15 protein-coding genes and 1 tRNA gene are annotated in these 15,663 nt (G+C 73.3%); 8 read left to right on the plus strand and 8 right to left on the minus strand.

Features of this window, described 5'->3' with window-relative positions:
* Positions 1-5: 5 nt before the first annotated feature.
* From M3148_RS07820 to M3148_RS07835, 4 genes are read right to left on the minus strand one after another with little or no spacing between them, the layout of a single operon-like run.
* Positions 6-1,229 (minus strand): ABC transporter permease, encoded by a 1,224-nt coding sequence (locus tag M3148_RS07820; RefSeq protein ID WP_251304121.1) that lies wholly within the window; start codon positions 1,227-1,229, stop codon positions 6-8.
* Positions 1,226-1,948, minus strand: a complete 723-nt coding sequence (locus M3148_RS07825; protein WP_251304122.1) for an ABC transporter ATP-binding protein — start codon at positions 1,946-1,948, stop codon at positions 1,226-1,228. The genes M3148_RS07820 and M3148_RS07825 overlap by 4 nt, the downstream gene beginning before the upstream one ends.
* On the minus strand, positions 1,945-3,525 hold the full coding sequence (locus tag M3148_RS07830; RefSeq protein WP_251304123.1) for a hypothetical protein: 1,581 nt from the start codon (positions 3,523-3,525) through the stop codon (positions 1,945-1,947). The genes M3148_RS07825 and M3148_RS07830 overlap by 4 nt, the downstream gene beginning before the upstream one ends.
* Complete coding sequence (locus tag M3148_RS07835) at positions 3,522-4,580, minus strand: hypothetical protein (protein WP_251304124.1); 1,059 nt, start codon at positions 4,578-4,580, stop codon at positions 3,522-3,524. Before M3148_RS07835 ends, M3148_RS07830 begins: the two co-directional genes overlap by 4 nt.
* 199 nt (positions 4,581-4,779) lie before the next feature.
* Here M3148_RS07835 and orn point away from each other — a divergent pair, with 199 nt between their 5' ends.
* From orn to ribA, 4 genes are all read left to right on the plus strand, one after another.
* On the plus strand, positions 4,780-5,421 hold the full coding sequence (gene orn, locus M3148_RS07840) for an oligoribonuclease (protein ID WP_251304339.1): 642 nt from the start codon (positions 4,780-4,782) through the stop codon (positions 5,419-5,421).
* Between the two features lie 74 nt (positions 5,422-5,495).
* Positions 5,496-5,568 (plus strand) — tRNA-His (locus M3148_RS07845).
* Positions 5,569-5,688: 120 nt separating this feature from the next.
* Positions 5,689-6,375: an HAD family hydrolase gene (locus M3148_RS07850; protein WP_251304125.1), complete on the plus strand. Its 687-nt coding sequence runs from the start codon at positions 5,689-5,691 to the stop codon at positions 6,373-6,375.
* Between the two features lie 35 nt (positions 6,376-6,410).
* On the plus strand, positions 6,411-7,823 hold the full coding sequence (ribA, locus tag M3148_RS07855) for a GTP cyclohydrolase II (protein ID WP_251304126.1): 1,413 nt from the start codon (positions 6,411-6,413) through the stop codon (positions 7,821-7,823).
* Here ribA and M3148_RS07860 read toward each other — a convergent pair.
* Genes M3148_RS07860 through M3148_RS07870 form a run of 3 tightly spaced genes read right to left on the minus strand, consistent with a single transcriptional unit; the run spans position 7,797 to position 10,214 of the window.
* The gene (locus M3148_RS07860) at positions 7,797-8,849 is read right to left on the minus strand and encodes a glycosyltransferase family 4 protein (RefSeq protein WP_251304127.1); all 1,053 of its coding nucleotides are present in this window, start codon (positions 8,847-8,849) and stop codon (positions 7,797-7,799) included. The two genes, ribA and M3148_RS07860, sit on opposite strands and share 27 nt — an antisense overlap.
* Before the next feature lie 3 nt (positions 8,850-8,852).
* The gene (locus M3148_RS07865) at positions 8,853-9,239 is read right to left on the minus strand and encodes a 6-pyruvoyl trahydropterin synthase family protein (RefSeq protein WP_251304128.1); all 387 of its coding nucleotides are present in this window, start codon (positions 9,237-9,239) and stop codon (positions 8,853-8,855) included.
* A complete protein-coding gene (locus M3148_RS07870) occupies positions 9,240-10,214 on the minus strand; it encodes an NAD(P)-dependent oxidoreductase (RefSeq protein WP_251304340.1) in 975 nt (324 codons plus the stop codon).
* A 132-nt stretch (positions 10,215-10,346) separates the two neighbouring features.
* Between M3148_RS07870 and M3148_RS07875 the strand changes: the two genes are divergently transcribed.
* On the plus strand, positions 10,347-11,294 hold the full coding sequence (locus M3148_RS07875; protein WP_251304129.1) for a DUF808 domain-containing protein: 948 nt from the start codon (positions 10,347-10,349) through the stop codon (positions 11,292-11,294).
* Between the two features lie 143 nt (positions 11,295-11,437).
* Here M3148_RS07875 and nadE read toward each other — a convergent pair whose 3' ends face one another.
* On the minus strand, positions 11,438-12,280 hold the full coding sequence (gene nadE / locus M3148_RS07880) for an ammonia-dependent NAD(+) synthetase (RefSeq protein WP_251304130.1): 843 nt from the start codon (positions 12,278-12,280) through the stop codon (positions 11,438-11,440).
* A gap of 92 nt (positions 12,281-12,372) precedes the next feature.
* Between nadE and M3148_RS07885 the strand changes: the two genes are divergently transcribed.
* The 3 genes from M3148_RS07885 to M3148_RS07895 all read left to right on the plus strand — a co-directional run bounded on the left by M3148_RS07885 (position 12,373) and on the right by M3148_RS07895 (position 15,594).
* Positions 12,373-13,911 (plus strand): SDR family oxidoreductase, encoded by a 1,539-nt coding sequence (locus tag M3148_RS07885; RefSeq protein WP_251304131.1) that lies wholly within the window; start codon positions 12,373-12,375, stop codon positions 13,909-13,911.
* Between the two features lie 396 nt (positions 13,912-14,307).
* Positions 14,308-14,853, plus strand: coding sequence for a DUF2165 family protein (locus M3148_RS07890; protein ID WP_251304132.1), 546 nt, complete (start codon positions 14,308-14,310; stop codon positions 14,851-14,853).
* A gap of 186 nt (positions 14,854-15,039) precedes the next feature.
* A complete protein-coding gene (locus tag M3148_RS07895; protein WP_251304133.1) occupies positions 15,040-15,594 on the plus strand; it encodes a DUF488 domain-containing protein in 555 nt (184 codons plus the stop codon).
* Positions 15,595-15,663 lie beyond the last annotated feature (69 nt).

Raw genomic sequence — 15,663 nt, forward strand, 5'->3', positions numbered from 1 at the left:
CCGTGTCAGAGTCCTCCGCGCAGGGCGGCGACCGGCTCGAGGGACGCGGCCTTGAGCGCCGGGTAGGCCCCGGCGAGCAGGCCGATGACGCCGCCGAGCGCGGCCGAGCCGGCGACGAGACCGAGGTCGAGGATGGGCGTCCACTCCTGGACCACGCTGATCCCCACGACCGCGAAGGCGCCCAGCGAGGCCCCGATGAGGCCACCGAGCAGGCCGATGGTCACCGACTCCGCGATGAACTGGGTGGCGATCTGGCGGCGGCTGGCGCCCAGCGCCCGGCGCAGGCCGATCTCGCCCACCCGCTCCATGACGCCCAGCAGCGTGACGTTGGCGATCCCGAGGCCACCCACGAGCAGGGCCACCCCGCCGAGCGCGAGGAAGATCGCGTTGATGTCGCCCTGGACGTTCTCCCGCAGCACGTTCCCCAGGGACGGGGCCTGGACGGTGACGTTCTCCGGGTTGTTCGGCGACAGCGCGAGCGGCGCCTGCTCGGCGAGCAGCGGGCCGGCGCCGACGGCGATGCGCACCTGCACCTCGGTGGCCGCCGTGAGGTCGAGGTCGGCGCGCGCGGTCCCCAGCGGGAGGATGACGGCGTCGAGCACGTCCTTGCGGCGCGCGACGTCGTCGATGATGCCGATGACCGTGTAGGCCTCCTCGCCGATGAAGATAGCGGGCTGGGAGTCCACCCGGTTGATGCTCAGCCGCTGGGCGGCGCCGGAGCCGAGCACGACGACGCGGTCGGCGCGGGCGTCGTGCCCGGCGTCGAACATGCGCCCGGTGGCCAGCGTCCCGCGCAGGGCGGGCAGCAGCTGCTCCGAGCTCGCCACGAGGCTGGGCTGCGCCTGGGTGGCCGCCGCGGGGTCGATGAGCGGCACGGAGGTGATCCGGCGCTCCCCGGCGTCGAGGTCGGCCATGAGGACGGCGGCCTCGACGCCGGCCAGTCGCTCCAGCCGCTCGGAGCTGTCCCACGGCAGCGCCGTGCGCGAGCGGCTCGCGCCACCCGCACCCTCCGCGGTGCCGGGAGTGACGACGGCCTGGGTCGCCGCGACGGCGTCGAACTGGCGGGCGATCTGCCCACCGCCGGTCTGGGCCATCCCGATGGTGACGACGAGCGCTGCGATGCCGAGCACCGTACCGAGGATCGTGAGGGCGAGCTTGCCGGGGCGCGCGCCGATGCCGTGCGCGGACTCGCGCAGCAGGTCACGCACCCCGAAGCCGTTGCCGCTCACGGCACCTCCCGCAGCACACCGTCGGTGATCCGCACGCGCCGCTGGGCGCGGGCGGCGACGGCGTCGTCGTGGGTGATGACGAGCAGGGTGAGGCCGTCGGCGTGCAGCTCGTCGAAGAGGTCGAGGACCTCCCCGGACGTCACGGTGTCGAGGTTGCCGGTGGGCTCGTCCGCGAGCAGCAGCCGCGGCGCGGTGACGACCGCCCGGGCGACGGCGACGCGCTGACGCTCCCCGCCCGAGAGCGTCGTGGGCCGGAAACCGATGCGGTGCTCCAGGCCCACCCGCTGCAGGGCGGCGTAGGCGCGGCGCAGCCGCTCCTCGCGCGGCAGGCCGGAGTACATCGTGGCGAGCAGGACGTTCTCCAGGACCGTGCGGTGCGGGAGCAGGTGGAAGGCCTGGAAGACGAAGCCGATGAGCCCGCCGCGCAGCGCGGTGCGCTGCCGCTCGCCCACCGTGTGGGTGGGGATGCCGTCGAGCCAGTACTCCCCGGCCGAGGGCCGGTCGAGGAGGCCGAGGAGGTTGAGCAGCGTCGACTTGCCCGAGCCGGAGGGCCCGACGATGGAGAGGTACTCCCCGCGCGGCACCCGGAGGGAGACCGGGTGCAGCGCGGTGACGGCGGGCGGCCCGGGGAAGGAGCGGGAGACCTCCCGCAGGTCGACGACGGGCGGCACCTCGCCGTCGTCGACGACCGCGTCCTCGCGGACCGGCGCGGCCGTCACCGGCCGACCACCACGAGGTCGCCGACGGTGAGCCCCTCACCGCTGACCTCGACGTACCCGTCGGCCGTGAGGCCGGTCTGGACGACGACGATCTCGGTGCGCGCCTCGCCGCGCTCCACCTCCACGCGGCTCTCCCCGCCCGCGCCGGCGGTCAGCGCGGCGACGGGCACGACGAGGACCTCCCCGCCGGTCGACTCCAGCGGGATCGTCACCCGGACGTTGGAGCCGACGATCTGGGCGCGCTGCTCCTCGGTGATCTCGGTGGGGACGAGTACGAGCTCGTGCCGTGCCCCACCGCCACCGCCACCGCCGTCACCCTCCCCCTCGCCGTCGCCGGCGGGCCGGGCGCTGGGGGTGCGCGTCTCGGTGACGGTCGCCTCGATCTCCTCGTCCCCCACGGTGAAGTAGGCCTTGGTGCCCTCGGGCACGAGGGTGGCGTCGGCGTCGGAGACGCTGGCGAGGACCTGGAGGGTCGCCCCGGAGATGGTCAGTGCCTCCCCGCTCACGGTGTCCCCCCGGCGCACCATGACGGAGTCGACCCGGCGCGGCAGGGTGTCGACGTAGACGACCTCTGCGGCGGGCAGCGGGGTCATCGCGTTGCTGCGTGCCTCGGCGAGCGCCCGCGCGGCGTCCTCGACGGCGGTCGCTGCGGCGTCACGAGCCGAGCGCTCCGCGGAGGTGTCCGGGGCGGCGAGCGCCTCCTCGCGCTCGACGCGGACGACCGCCAGCTCCTCACGGGCCTGGGTGACGGCCTCGGCGCCCTCCTGCGCCGCGAGCTGGACGGCTCGCTCGGCGCGGGCCACCGCGGTGTCGAGCCGCAGCCGCTCCGAGCGGGGCAACCCGCCGGCGGCCCGGTTGACCTCCGCCTGCGCCTGCGCGTAGGCCTCCTCGGCCATGCGCAGCCCCTCCCGGGCTGCGGTGAGGGCCTCGTCGGCCCCCTCCTCCGCGACGGGCGACGCGTAGCCGGCCTGCTGGTAGAGGGCGTCGACGGCGGCGGAGGTGGCGGCGTCGAAGACGTCGGAGTCGCGGTTGCCCGCGTTGAGGCCGAGCGAGTGCAGCGCGGCCTTGAGCTGGGTGACGTCCGGCCCCGAGCTACCCACGCGCAGCGTGCGGTAGACGGGCAGCTCCCCGGGCAGCACGACGACCGGCCGCCCGGCGACCTCCATGACCACCTGCCCGGCCTCGACGAGATCCCCGACCTCGGGCACCTGCCCGGTGACGATGGCGGGCCCGCCCATGTCAGTGGTCTCGAGAGCCACCGAGACGGGGTCGTCGTAGAGCGCGTCACCACGCAGGGTGAGGTCGGTGGACAGCTCGCGTTCCTCGACCGGCACGGTGATGAGGCCCGCCTCGGGCGGCGCGGCCTCCGCCGCGCGCTGCGCCGGGGAGATGACGAGGTTGCTCACCCCGATCCCCGCCGCGAGGCTCGCGACGGCGGTCACGGCAACGACGACGATCGTCCGGTTCGCGCGGGGCGGCCGGACCCCGGGAGGCAGCTCCTCCTCGGGCTCGCCGGGCAGGTCGAGGACGGCGCCGTCCGGCTCGCCGGACTGCTGCCGGCGGCGGAGGCGAATCACGCGTCCTTCCCGTACGCCGCGACAACGGCGTCGATGTCCGCCTGGTAGGTCTCGATGAACTTCTCCTCGAGCTCGAACTGGATCTCGAGGGAACGGGCCTCCACGTCGAGCTCCTCCTGGCAGCGGAAGTCCGCGACGGCCGCCGCGATCTCCCGCTCGCGGAGCTCGGCCAGCCCCATCTTCTCCATGATCTCCGCGACGGGGTCGGTACCGCCCGCGGCCTCCAGCGCCTCCCAGTCGAGGTTCTCCCAGTCGATCTCGGCGTCGGCCTTCTGGTAGAGCGCGTCGTACTCCTCGTAGAACTGCTCGGTCGCCGCCGTGGGGGTGGTCATGCCGGTGATGCCGGCGTCAGCCATGCAGGCGGCCCACTCGTCGTTGATCTCCCGCATGCGGGGGTCCTTCTCACCGTCCTGGTAGAGCTGATCCATGGCCTCGAAGAGCTCGGTGAAGGCAGGGTCGGACCACGGGTCCCCCTCCTCGTAGACCTCGTGGTTGGCCAGGCCCTGGCAGCCGGCCTCCTCCCAGTCGTACTCCTCGACGAACTCCTCGTCCTCGACCCACTCCTCCTCCTCGGTGAAGGTCTGCGGGCCGTAGAGGGCCTCGTAGTAGGCCTCCTGCTCGGAGGCGGACATCCCGCTCACGTACTCGTCGTTGGGGTCGACGAACTCCTCCTCGGGCTCCGCGACCTCCTCCTCCTGCGCCGACCACGGGTCGGTGGTCACCCCGTAGCCGTACTGCTGGGCCCACTCCTCGGTGTCCCAGTCCTCGTCCTCGGTGACGATCATGGTCCCGGTGTCGTACTCGACGGGCGTGTACTCGAAGCCCTCGTCGGCCATGCAGGCGGCGGTGACCTCCTCGACCTTCCGCATGCGCTCCGCCTCCTCGCGCTCCATCTCCTCCGGGTCCTGCCCGCTGCCCCAGACGACGCCGAGCGCCTCGTTGAGGGGGCTGTCCTCCCAGGTGAGCTCGGCGCTCTCGGCGGAGGGACCGTCCGAACAGGCGGTGAGCGCCGCGAGAGCGGCGACGGAGGCAATGAGGACTCGGGCGGTGCGCATGGGCATCTCCTCGGGTGGGGCGCGCTCCAGTTGCGAGCCGATGCGGGTCACGCTAGTGAGCGGGCCGTCCGGTCGGCGTCGTCCCAAGGGATGATTTCCTCCGTCCGCGGACTCGATTCGGTAACGGTCGGGAGCCAGCGCCTAGAGTGGGACGGTGCCTGCAACCATCAAGGACCCGATCGTCTGGATCGACTGCGAGATGACCGGGCTGGACCTCAGCCGGGACGCGCTCATCGAGGTCGCCGTCGTCGTCACCGACTCCGAGCTGCGGCCGGTGGACGCGGGGATCGACCTCGTCATCGCGCCGCCCGTCGGGGCCGTGGAGCAGATGGGCGACGTCGTGCGGGAGATGCACACGACCTCCGGCCTCCTCGAGGAGCTCGACGCCGGGCTCACCATGGCCGACGCGCAGGAGCAGGTTCTCGCCTACGTGCGCCGCTGGGTGCCCGAGCAGCGCAAGGCGCCCCTCGCGGGGAACTCGGTGGGCACCGACCGCACCTTCCTCGAGCGCGACATGCCCGAGCTCGTCGAGCACCTGCACTACCGGATCATCGACGTCTCTTCGGTCAAGGAGCTGGCCCGCCGCTGGTACCCGCGCGCCTACTTCCACTCCCCCCAGAAGCACGGCGGACACCGCGCGCTGGCCGACATCCTCGAGAGCATCGACGAGCTGCGCTACTACCGCGCCGTCCTGTGGCCCGAGGGTGAGGGCCCGGACTCCGCCACCGTCAAGGCGGCCGCCGAGGCGGTCACCTCCAGCCCGACGGCGGCCGAGATCGCGCGTCTCGCCGCAAAGACCGCCGCCAATGCCGCCGGTGAGACACGCATCACCGGCTCCTGAGCCGCACGGATTCCACACCGCCGGGGTCCACCGGCTACAGTGGGTGACTGCTGCGCCTCGCTGAGGCGCGCATGGTGGGTGTAGCTCAGCTGGTAGAGCGCCGCGTTGTGGTCGCGGATGTCGCGGGTTCAAGTCCCGTCACTCACCCCGACAGCGAGGCCCGGACCGACAGGTCCGGGCCTCGCTCGTTTCCCGGCCCCGGCCCCGCAGCGGGGCCCGACCGGTATCAGCCGCGAGGTCCGCGGAGCAGGACCGTACGATCGCGCCGTGGACGACGATCTCGGCGCGGCACGCGCGCTCCTCAGCACCCGGCACCTCGTGGTGCTCGACCTCGACGGTCCCCTCACCCGGCTCCTGCCCGGCCAGGAGTACCTCCGCGTGACGGCCGGCGCCCTCGAGCTCGCCCTCTCGCTCGGGCTCGAGCCCGACGACGAGCTGGCAGCCCAGACCGACCACGTCCAGCTCCTGCGCCTCGTCGCCCGGCGGAACCCGGAGGCCGGGCGCGTCGTCGAGCGGTGGTGCACCGACCGGGAGGTCGCCGCAGCGGCCGGCGCCCCGCTCGCTGACGGCGCGGAGACCTTTGTCACCGCGTGCCTCGACCGGGGTGCCGCCGTCGCCGTCGTCACGAACAACGCGCCGGAGGCGGCGGCCGCCGTCCTCGCCACGGGTGGGCCGGCCCTCGCGGGGCTCCCCGTGCACGGGCGGGACACGGCCCGGCCGGAGCACCTCAAGCCCTCCCCGCACCCGCTGCTGGCCGCGGCAGAGGGCGCCGGCGTGGCTCCCGCGGATGCCGTCATGGTCGGTGACTCGCTCAGCGACGTCCAGGCGGCGACGGCGGCCGGGATGCCGTGCATCGGTCTGTCCCCCGACCCCGAGCGGCGCGCGGAGCTGCGCGCCGCGGGTGCGGTCGCGGTGGCGCCTGACCTGGCCGGGCTCGGGCCGGGCCCCGTTTAGAGTGGCGAGGTCGCCAGTGAAGGAAGGATCAACCGATGTCCCAGCTCGAGGAGCGCGCCGACCCCCTGGCGGCGCAGCCGCCCGCCGTCGTTGAGCGTGAGGTCGAGACCGTCCTGCCCACCCGGCACGGCGCCTTCCGGATGCTCGGCTTCCGTGACGTCGCCGGGACCGAGCACGTCGCCCTCGTCATGGGCCTCACCGACCCGGACCCGCTCGCCGCGCCGCTCGTGCGGGTCCACTCCGAGTGCCTCACCGGTGACGCCTTCGGCTCCTGGCGCTGCGACTGCGGTGAGCAGCTGGACGCCGCGCTGGCGGCGGTGGCCGCCGAGGGCGAGGGCGCCGTCGTCTATGTCCGGGGGCACGAGGGCCGCGGCATCGGCCTCCTCGAGAAGCTGCGCGCCTACGCCCTGCAGGACCTCGGAGCCGACACCGTCGACGCCAACCTCGCCCTCGGGCACAGCGCCGACGCGCGCAGCTACGACCAGTCCGCCGCGATCCTCCTCGACCTGGGCGTGCAGCAGATCCGCCTCCTGTCCTCCAACCCGGCCAAGGAGGAGGCCCTCACCGCCCTGGGCGTCGACGTCGTCGAGCGGGTGAGCCTCATCGTCCCCGCCCACCCCGAGAACGAGGCGTACCTCGCGACCAAGCGCGAGCGCATGCGGCACGACCGTCCGCGTGCGGACGACGCCTGGGACGCCCTCCGGCGGGGTGCGGTTCCCGCCGTGACGCCGGACGACCCCGCGCACGAGCTGGTCGAGCGCTACGGCCCGCTCGTCGCCCTCGGCTCCCACGCCGTCGTCGCGCAGCTCGGCCAGAGCCTGGACGGCTTCATCGCCTCGCGGACCGGTGACGCGGAGTTCGTCACCGGCGAGGAGGACCGCGAGCACCTGCACCGGCTGCGGGCGCTCGTGGACGCGGTCGTCGTCGGGGTCGGGACGGTCACCGCCGACGACTGCCGCCTCACCGTGCGCGCCGTCCCCGGCCACCACCCCGTCCGGGTGGTCCTCGACCCGCGTGCCCGCACGCCCCTCGGCTCCCACGTGCTCACCGACGGCGCGGCGCCGACCCTGTGGCTCGTCGGCCCCGGCGCCGTCGTGCCGGCCGACCTTCCCGGCCACGTCCACGTCGTCCGCCTGGACGACGACGGCCCGGCCCACCCGGCGCGCGTGCTCGAGCTGCTGCGCGAGCGCGGCCTGGGCCGGTTGCTCGTCGAGGGCGGGGGCCGCGTCGTCTCCGCGTTCCTCGACGCCGGCGTGCTCGACCGCCTCTTCCTCACGACGGCGCCGGTGCTCATCGGCGACGGCGTCCCGGGGGTCCGCTTCACCGGCTCCGACCTCCTCGCCGACGCCGTCCGCACCCGCACGCGCCGGTTCCACCTGGGCGAGGACGTGTGCACCGAGCTGGATCTGCGGGCGCTGCGCTCAGCCCGGGCCGAGCCCGCGCCGTAGGTCCGCCGCGGTGTCGGCCCACGTGCGCAGGTGCTCCCGGCGCGCGAGGGCGGCCGCGCGCCACGCCGCGCGCTGCTCCGCGTCGGTCAGCCACCGGCGCAGCACCCGCGCCCACGCGCCGGGGTCCGTGGGTGGCACGGCGGCGCCTGCTGCGTCGTCGGGGAGCGGGGCGGGCCGGCCGGCGAGCGCCTCGACGGCGCCGGTGCCCGCCGCCACGACCGCGGGCACACCGCGGGCCAGCGCCTCGGTGACGACGAGGCCGTAGGTCTCCACGAGCGAGGGCACGAGCAGCAGGTCGGTGCGCTGCCACAGTCCTTCGAGCGCGTCCCCGGTGACGACGCCGGGCAGCGACACCCGGTCCGCCAGCCCGACCGCCGCGAGGGCACGGAGCAGTCCCTCTGCGACGGCGGGCTGGGCGGTGCCCGGTCCCGCGAGGGTCGCCTGCCACGGCAGGTCGCGCACGGCGTCGAGGGCCGGGACGAGGACGGCGTGGTTCTTGCCCCGGGTGAGGGCGCCGAGCGCGAGGAGGTGCGGCGGCCTGCTGCCGCTCGCGACCGAGGCAGGCTCGGCCCCGGGCTCGGCAACGAGGACACCGGTCCGCCCGTAACGACGAGTGAGGTCCGCGGCCGCCCAGCGGCTCGTCGTGACGACGGCGGACGCGGCACCGACGGTGCGGGCCTCCAGCGCGGCGAGCCGGTCCGCGTCCGCGGGCGGCAGTCCGAGCTCCGCCGGCAGCGGGAGGTGGACGAGGAGGACCACCCGCACGCCGGCGGTGACGGCGGTGGTCACCTCCTCGGGGCAGGCGCTGCCCACGAGGCCGTCGAGCACGACGGTGCCGGACGTGTCCAGCGCCCGGCGCAGCGCCTCACGGTCGGCAGGCCCCGGGCGTGGCCACGGTCCGCGCAGGGCGAGCACCTCCACCGGCCCGTGCGCGGCGTCCCACGCGCGGGCGAGGCGCGCGTCGTAGACGTCACCCCCGCTCGGCCCGTCCCCTCGCGCGGGGACGACGAGGCGCAGCGCCGGCACCGGCTAGCTCCCGGGGAGCTCGAGACGGTAGGTCGCCCAGGCGTCGGGGTGCTCGCGCAGCGTGACCTCCAGCGCCGTGTACGGGGCCATGTCCAGCCCCTCGGCGAGCCGGTGGGCCACGTGCCGAGCCACGACCTCGGTGGTGGTGACGACGCCCGCGAACTCCTCGAGGTCGTCGAGGTTGCGGTAGCGCAGCGCGCCGGTGACCTCACCGAGCCGCTCGGTCGCGGCGCCGATGTCGATGACGACGCCGTGCTCGTCGAGCCCGGGGCGGAACCACGTCGCCTCGACGACGTAGGTGACGCCGTGCAGGCCCTGGGCGGGGCCGAAGAACGGGTCGGGCAGGCTGTGGGCGACCATCATGTGGTCGCGGACCGTCACGCTGAACACTCAGCTCTCCTCGGGGTAGTGGATGACGTGGCACAGGGCGGGGAGCCGGCCGGACGCGATGTCCGCCATGGTCCCGGGCAGCTCGGCAAAGTCGCTCGCGCCGGTGAGGAGGGCGTCGAAGCGCGGATCCCGCAGCGCGTCCAGGGCCACCCCCAGCCGGTCGGCGGTGGTGCGGCGGGCCCGGCGGGCAGCGCTGACGGCACCGACCTGGCTGGCGCGGACGGTGAGCCGCCGGGCGTGGAAAGCCTCGCCCAGTGGGACCCGCGGCGCGTCGGTGCCGTACCAGGACAGCTCGATCACCTCCGCCTCCTCCCCGGCCAGCCCCAGCGCGGTGGCGAGACCGGCCTCGCTCGCCGAGCAGTGCACGACGACGTCGCAGTCCCCGGCGGCCTCCTCCGGAGTGACGAGCTCCAGCCCGAGGCGCGCGGCGAGCTCCTCCCGGCGCGGGTCGACGTCCACCACCTGGAGCCGCCCGAGCGGGAAGCCGCTGAGCAGGGCGGCGACGGAGGCGCCGATCATCCCCATGCCGACGACGGCGACCCTGTCCCCGAGCCGTGGGGCGGCGTCCCACAGGGCGTTGACGGCGGTCTCCACCGCCCCGGCGAGCAGGGCGCGCTCGGTGGGGACGTCGTCGGGCACGCGGACGACGGCGGTGGCGGGCACGACGTACCGCGTCTGGTGCGGGTACAGGCAGAACACCCGTCGGCCGACCAGCTCCTCGGGGCCGTCCTCGACGACGCCGACGGAGAGGTAGCCGTACTTCACCGGGCCGGGCAGGTCGCCCTCCTGGAAGGGTGCGCGCATGAGCGGGCGGACGGCCTCGGGCACCGCGTGGCGGTGGACCAGCGTCTCGGTGCCCCGGCTGATCGCCGAGGTCAGGGTGCGGACGAGCACCTCGCCGGGGCCGGGAGGGGCGACGGGCGCCTGGCGCAGCTCTCCCTGTCCCGGGCCGACCGTCCAGTACGCCTCTGCCATCACGTCCCCATCCTGCCCGCCCGGCACCGGCCGACGCGAACGGGCACGCGCGCGCCGAGTGCTGCCGCAGCACTTATGCTCACGCTGACCAGCGGCGCGCGTCCGCGCCCACCCGCACGGAAGTGAGATCTCATGGCCGGTGGCCTTGCTGCCCTGCTCGACGACATCGCCGCCCTGGCCAGGATCGCCGCGGCCTCGGTCGACGACATCGGTGCAGCAGCGGGCCGCGCCAGCGCCAAGGCCGTGGGCGTCGTCATCGACGACACCGCGGTGACTCCGCGCTACGTCCACGGCTTCACCGCCAACCGCGAGCTGCCGATGATCCGGAAGATCGCCGCCGGCTCGCTGCGCAACAAGCTCGTCTTCATCCTCCCGGCGATCCTGCTGCTCAGCCAGTTCCTCCCGTGGCTGCTCACCCCGATCCTCATGGTCGGCGGGCTCTACCTCAGCTACGAGGGCGCGGAGAAGCTCTACGAGTACGTCACCGGGCACCACAAGGAGAAGACGGCGGCCCCCGCCGCCGCGAAGGGCGAGGACCACGAGAAGACGATGGTGAGCGGCGCGATCCGCACCGACTTCATCCTCTCCGCCGAGATCATGGTCATCGCGCTCAACGAGGTCGCCGACGAGCCGCTCCTCAACCGGGCGATCATCCTCGTCGTCGTGGCCCTGGCGATCACGCTCCTCGTCTACGGGGTCGTCGCGCTCATCGTCAAGATGGACGACATCGGGCTGAGCCTCGCGAAGCGGGACTCCGCCGGCTCCCAGAAGGTCGGCCGTCTCCTCGTCAAGGGGATGCCGAAGGTGCTCGCGGTGCTCTCCGTCGTCGGCGTCGTCGCGATGCTCTGGGTCGGTGGGCACATCCTGCTCGTCGGGGTCGACGACCTCGGCTGGCACGCGCCCTACGAACTCGTCCACCACCTCGAGGAGGCGATCGCCGGCGGGCTGGGCGCGCTGAGCGGCTTCGTCACCTGGCTCGTCAACACGCTGTCCTCGGCGGTCGTCGGGCTCGTCGTCGGTGCCGTCGTCGTCGTCGTCATGCACCTGGTCCCGCGCAAGAAGAAGGACGCCGCCCACTGACCCATGTGCCACAACCGGCCCAGCGACTCTCCTTGCGCGCTGGCATCAAGTCCGCAGGCCTGATCAGCGCTCCGGCTTGAGGTCTTTGTGGCACATGCCTGCGCCGCCCCACTGGGAGCGGGTGCGTCAGGGGCGGCCGAGCGTCAGGGGCGGCCGAGGTAGCCGTCGGGCGTGACGGGCAGGGCCCGCTTGTGGCCGGTGCGGCGGTACCAGCCGACGATGGTCGCCTCGTCCTCGGCCGAGACCTCGCGGCCCTCGAGGTAGTCGTCGACGGCGTCGTAGCGCACGCCGAGTGCCTCCTCGTCGGCCAGCATCGGCTTGTCCGACTCGAGGTCGGCCGTCGGGACCTTGTCGACGAGGTCGTCCGGCGTGCCGAGGTGGCGCCCGACGTCCCGCACGCGGCGCTTGGGCAGGCCCGACAGCGGGGTGAGGTCCGCGGCGCCGTCGCCGTGCTTCGTGTAGAAGCCGACGCACGCCTCGGCCGCCTGGTCGGTGCCGACGACGAGCATCCCGCGAGCGCCGGCGATGGCGTACTGGCTGACCATCCGCATCCGGGCCTTGACGTTGCCCTTGTGGTAGTCGTCCTTGGCGTCGGTGACCGGCGTGCCCGAGGCGAGGACCTGGTCCCACAGCGCGTCTGTCGCGGGGCCGATGTCGATGGACTCGACGATGTCAGCGTCGATGAACTCGAGGGCGGCGACGGCGTCGTGCTCGTCCTTCTGCACCCGGTAGGGCAGGCGCACGGCCACGAACTGGGCCTCCCCGCCGGCCTCCCGCACCCGCTCGCAGGCGAGCTGGCACAGGCGCCCGGCGACCGTCGAGTCGACGCCACCGCTGATGCCGAGGACGAGGCCCTTGGCTCCGGTGTCCTGGAGGTACCGGGCGAGGAACTCGATGCGACGCTCCGCCTCGGCGGCGGCGTCGAACGTCTCGGGGTCGACGACCTCGAGCGCGGCGATGATCTCCGACTGCAGCTGGGTGTCCATTCCGTGAATCTACTGGCGCAATGTGTCGTCGTCATTCCGGACGGCCGCGCTCTCGGCGGGTGCCCGGAGCGCGGCGCCTCTAGCGTGGACGGATGACCTCCCGCCCGTCCTCCCCGCTCGACCTCTCCCTGCCCGACGGCGGTGGCCGGCGGGTCCTTGTCACCGGTGCCAGCGGCTACGTGGGCGGGCGCCTCGTCCCCGAGCTCGTCGCCGCCGGCTTCGCGGTGCGTGCCGGGGCGCGCGACCCGCGCAAGCTGGAGGACCGGCCCTGGGCCAAGGACGTCGAGCTCGTCAGGGCCGACCTCGAGGACGCCGAGCAGGTCCGTGCCGCGATGGCCGACGTCCACACGGTCCTCTACCTCGTCCACTCGATGGGTGGGGGCGGGGACTTCGTCGAGCGGGAGGCCCAGATCGCCCGGACGGTGGCCGAGGCCGCCGCCGCACAGGGCGTGCAGCAGATCGTCTACCTCGGTGGCCTCCACCCCGACAGGGAGCTCGCCGAGCTGTCGGACCACATGCGCTCGCGCGAGCAGGTGGGCCGCATCCTGCTCGCCTCCAGCGTCCCCACGGTCGTGCTCCGCGCCGGCGTCGTCATCGGCTCCGGCTCGGCCTCCTTCGAGATGATCCGCCACCTCACCGAGCGGCTGCCCGTCATGCCCGGGCCGCGCTGGCTCGACAACCTCATCGAGCCGATCGCCATCCGCGACGTCCTCTACTACCTCGCCCACGCAAGCGCGCTGGAGGAGCCGGTCAACCGCACCTTCGACATCGGCTCCGGCAAGCCGCAGCCCTTCAAGGACCTGCTCTCGGACTACGCGAAGGTCGCCGGGCTGCGGCCGCGCCGGATCTGGGCGCTGCCGATCCCGGCCCCGCGCCTGTCGGGCTTCTGGATCGGGATGACGACACCGATCCCCCGGGCGTTGGCGATGCCGCTGGCCGCGTCGATGGCCGAGGACGCCGTGGCCGGGGACCACGAGATCGCCACGGTCATCCCCGACCCGCCCGGCGGGCTCACCCAGTACCCCGACGCGTGTCGGCTCGCGATCGAGCGGCAGGTCTCCGGCCGGGTGACGGCCAGCTGGGACGACGACGTCACCGCGTCCGTCGGCCCTGCCGACCCGTTGCCGTCGGACCCCGACTGGGCCGGGCACACCGTCTACACCGACGTCAGGGAGCGCGAAGGCCGAGCGGCACCGGAGTCGGTGTGGCGGGTGGTCCAGGCCATCGGCGGGGACAACGGCTGGTACTCCCCGGCGTTCCTGTGGCGGCTGCGCGGCTTCCTCGACAAGCTCGTCGGCGGACCCGGCATCGCGCGCGGACGGCGCCACCCGCACCGGCTGCAGGTGGGGGACCACGTCGACTTCTGGCGGGTGGAGTCCGTGGAGCCCGGGCAACGGCTCACGCTGCGCGCCGAGATGCGCTCCTCGGGCCGTGCCTGGCTCGAGCTGTCGGTCGACGCGCTCCCCGGCGGCGGCTCCCGCTACCGGCAGCGCGCGATCTTCTTCCCCCGTGGGATCCTCGGGCGGCTGTACTGGCTCGCCGTGCTGCCCTTCCACGCGCTCATCTTCCCCACGATGGCGCGCAACATCCTTCACGAGGCCGAGCGGCACCCGGTGTCCGACGGGTCCTGACCCTGGCACCGCAGTGTGCAGACGACGGCGCACGCGTTCGAAAGGCTGAAAGTGCGTCGACAAGGACGCTGCCCGAATTGCGTTGATCCCCCGCGGATGTCAGTCACCGGCCAGGGCACTACGCATCAACTGGCAGCCCGAAAAGTTCTTGGGTGCAGACTCAAAGAACAAGGGCACCCGTTGAGGCCGTTCGAACCGCTCGATTAGCAGAACCACGAGCTCCTGACCAGTAGAACCTCCGCACACTGTGGGTACTCGCGCACGGTTTCAAGGCGTCCGCGTTTTGCTACAGTCGGTCGCTGCATCTGTGCAGCCGTCCGCCGCCCAGGCGGAGACAACAACCTCAGGAGGACAGCCATGGCGGGCCTTACATCGACAGTCGCAACAATTCGATATGTGAAGTCAGCGCTCGTTGCGACAGTCGGTGGCTTTGCCTTACTGGTGGTGTTCGGAAACATCACCGATTACAACTCGAACTTCCAGTTCGTCAAGCACGTCCTGGCGATGGACGCCCGCCGTCCCGACCTCGGACTCTCGATCGAGTACCGCGCGATCAACTGGGAATGGGCCTGGCACGCTGCCTACATCGGCGTGATCGTCGTCGAGACGTTCATCATGGTCGCCTGTCTCTACGGTGCTTACCGCATGGTGCGCGCCGCCCGACTCGGCGACGTCGACTTCATCGCCGCAAAGAAGTGGCCCGTGCTGGGCCTCTTCGCCGGCTTGTTCCTGTGGTTCTTCGGCTTCCAGGCCGTGGGAGGTGAGTGGTTCGCCATGTGGATGAACGAGTCTTGGAACGGGATCCCCGATGCGGTTCGGCTCTGCACGTACATCGCGACCGTGCTGATCATCCTGCTGGTGGGTGGCGATCGCCTCGACGAGCTGCCGCGCGAAGCGGCAGTGGACCGCGAACAGCGCATGGACGCCGGGGACCGCGTCTGAGCGAGCACCCGAGAGGCGGGCTGCGGACGCGCTAGCGCCCGCAGCCCGTTGCTCGTCCCACCGCTTCGGGCACGCCGGCAGGCGTCGCATCGGCGCCACCTCACGCCGCGCCACCGCCTTGCCGCCACCGCCGCCAAGCCGCTCGTGAACCTGCGCCCGGGGGGACCGCGAGGTGACAATGGCGAGATGCCTCTGCTCACCGTCGGACACGGATCCCTTGAGCGCGCCGGACTCGCCTCTCTCCTCACCGGCCGGCGGGTCGCCGCCGCCGTCGACATCCGCCGCTTCCCCGGCAGTCGCCGCAACCCCGACGTCGCGCGCGACGCCATGGCGCAGTGGCTGCCCGAGGCGGGGGTCGCCTACCGCTGGGAGCCGCGCCTGGGCGGGCGCCGCCACCTCCGCAAGGCCGAGGACGCCGCCTCACCGGACACGTGGTGGAAGGTCGACGCCTTCCGCGCCTACGCGGGCTACACCCGGACCGAGGAGTTCACGGCCGCCCTCGCCGAGCTCGCTGAGGAGGCCCGCGGCGACGCCCGCATCGCCGTCATGTGCTCCGAGGCGGTGTGGTGGCGCTGCCACCGCCGCCTGGTCGCCGACGTCGCCACGCTCCTGTTCGGCCTGCCCGTCCACCACCTCATGCACGACGGTGAGGTGCACCTCCACGAGCCGTCCGATGGTGCCCGAGTGCATGGCGACGTCGTCGTCTGGGACGGCAAGCCACCCGCCACAGGGAACTCATGAACAACTCCTGCACCATTTTTGCGTCGTTCGACTGGCGCGCTTCGTACGGTGCTGCCTACGGTGGAGTCG

This window comes from Georgenia satyanarayanai, assembly GCF_023715365.1.
Lineage (GTDB): Bacteria > Actinomycetota > Actinomycetes > Actinomycetales > Actinomycetaceae > Oceanitalea > Oceanitalea satyanarayanai_B.

What these genes read in the sequence shown, in the direction of transcription:
- M3148_RS07835 (WP_251304124.1), bottom strand. Translation starts at nt 4,580, where the DNA reads ATGCGCACCGCCCGAGTCCTCATTGCCTCCGTCGCCGCTCTCGCGGCG.
- orn (WP_251304339.1), top strand. Translation starts at nt 4,780, where the DNA reads ATGACCGGGCTGGACCTCAGCCGGGACGCGCTCATCGAGGTCGCCGTC.
- ribA (WP_251304126.1), top strand. Translation starts at nt 6,411, where the DNA reads ATGTCCCAGCTCGAGGAGCGCGCCGACCCCCTGGCGGCGCAGCCGCCC.
- M3148_RS07870 (WP_251304340.1), bottom strand. Translation starts at nt 10,214, where the DNA reads ATGGCAGAGGCGTACTGGACGGTCGGCCCGGGACAGGGAGAGCTGCGC.
- M3148_RS07875 (WP_251304129.1), top strand. Translation starts at nt 10,347, where the DNA reads ATGGCCGGTGGCCTTGCTGCCCTGCTCGACGACATCGCCGCCCTGGCC.
- nadE (WP_251304130.1), bottom strand. Translation starts at nt 12,280, where the DNA reads ATGGACACCCAGCTGCAGTCGGAGATCATCGCCGCGCTCGAGGTCGTC.
- M3148_RS07885 (WP_251304131.1), top strand. Translation starts at nt 12,373, where the DNA reads ATGACCTCCCGCCCGTCCTCCCCGCTCGACCTCTCCCTGCCCGACGGC.
- M3148_RS07895 (WP_251304133.1), top strand. Translation starts at nt 15,040, where the DNA reads ATGCCTCTGCTCACCGTCGGACACGGATCCCTTGAGCGCGCCGGACTC.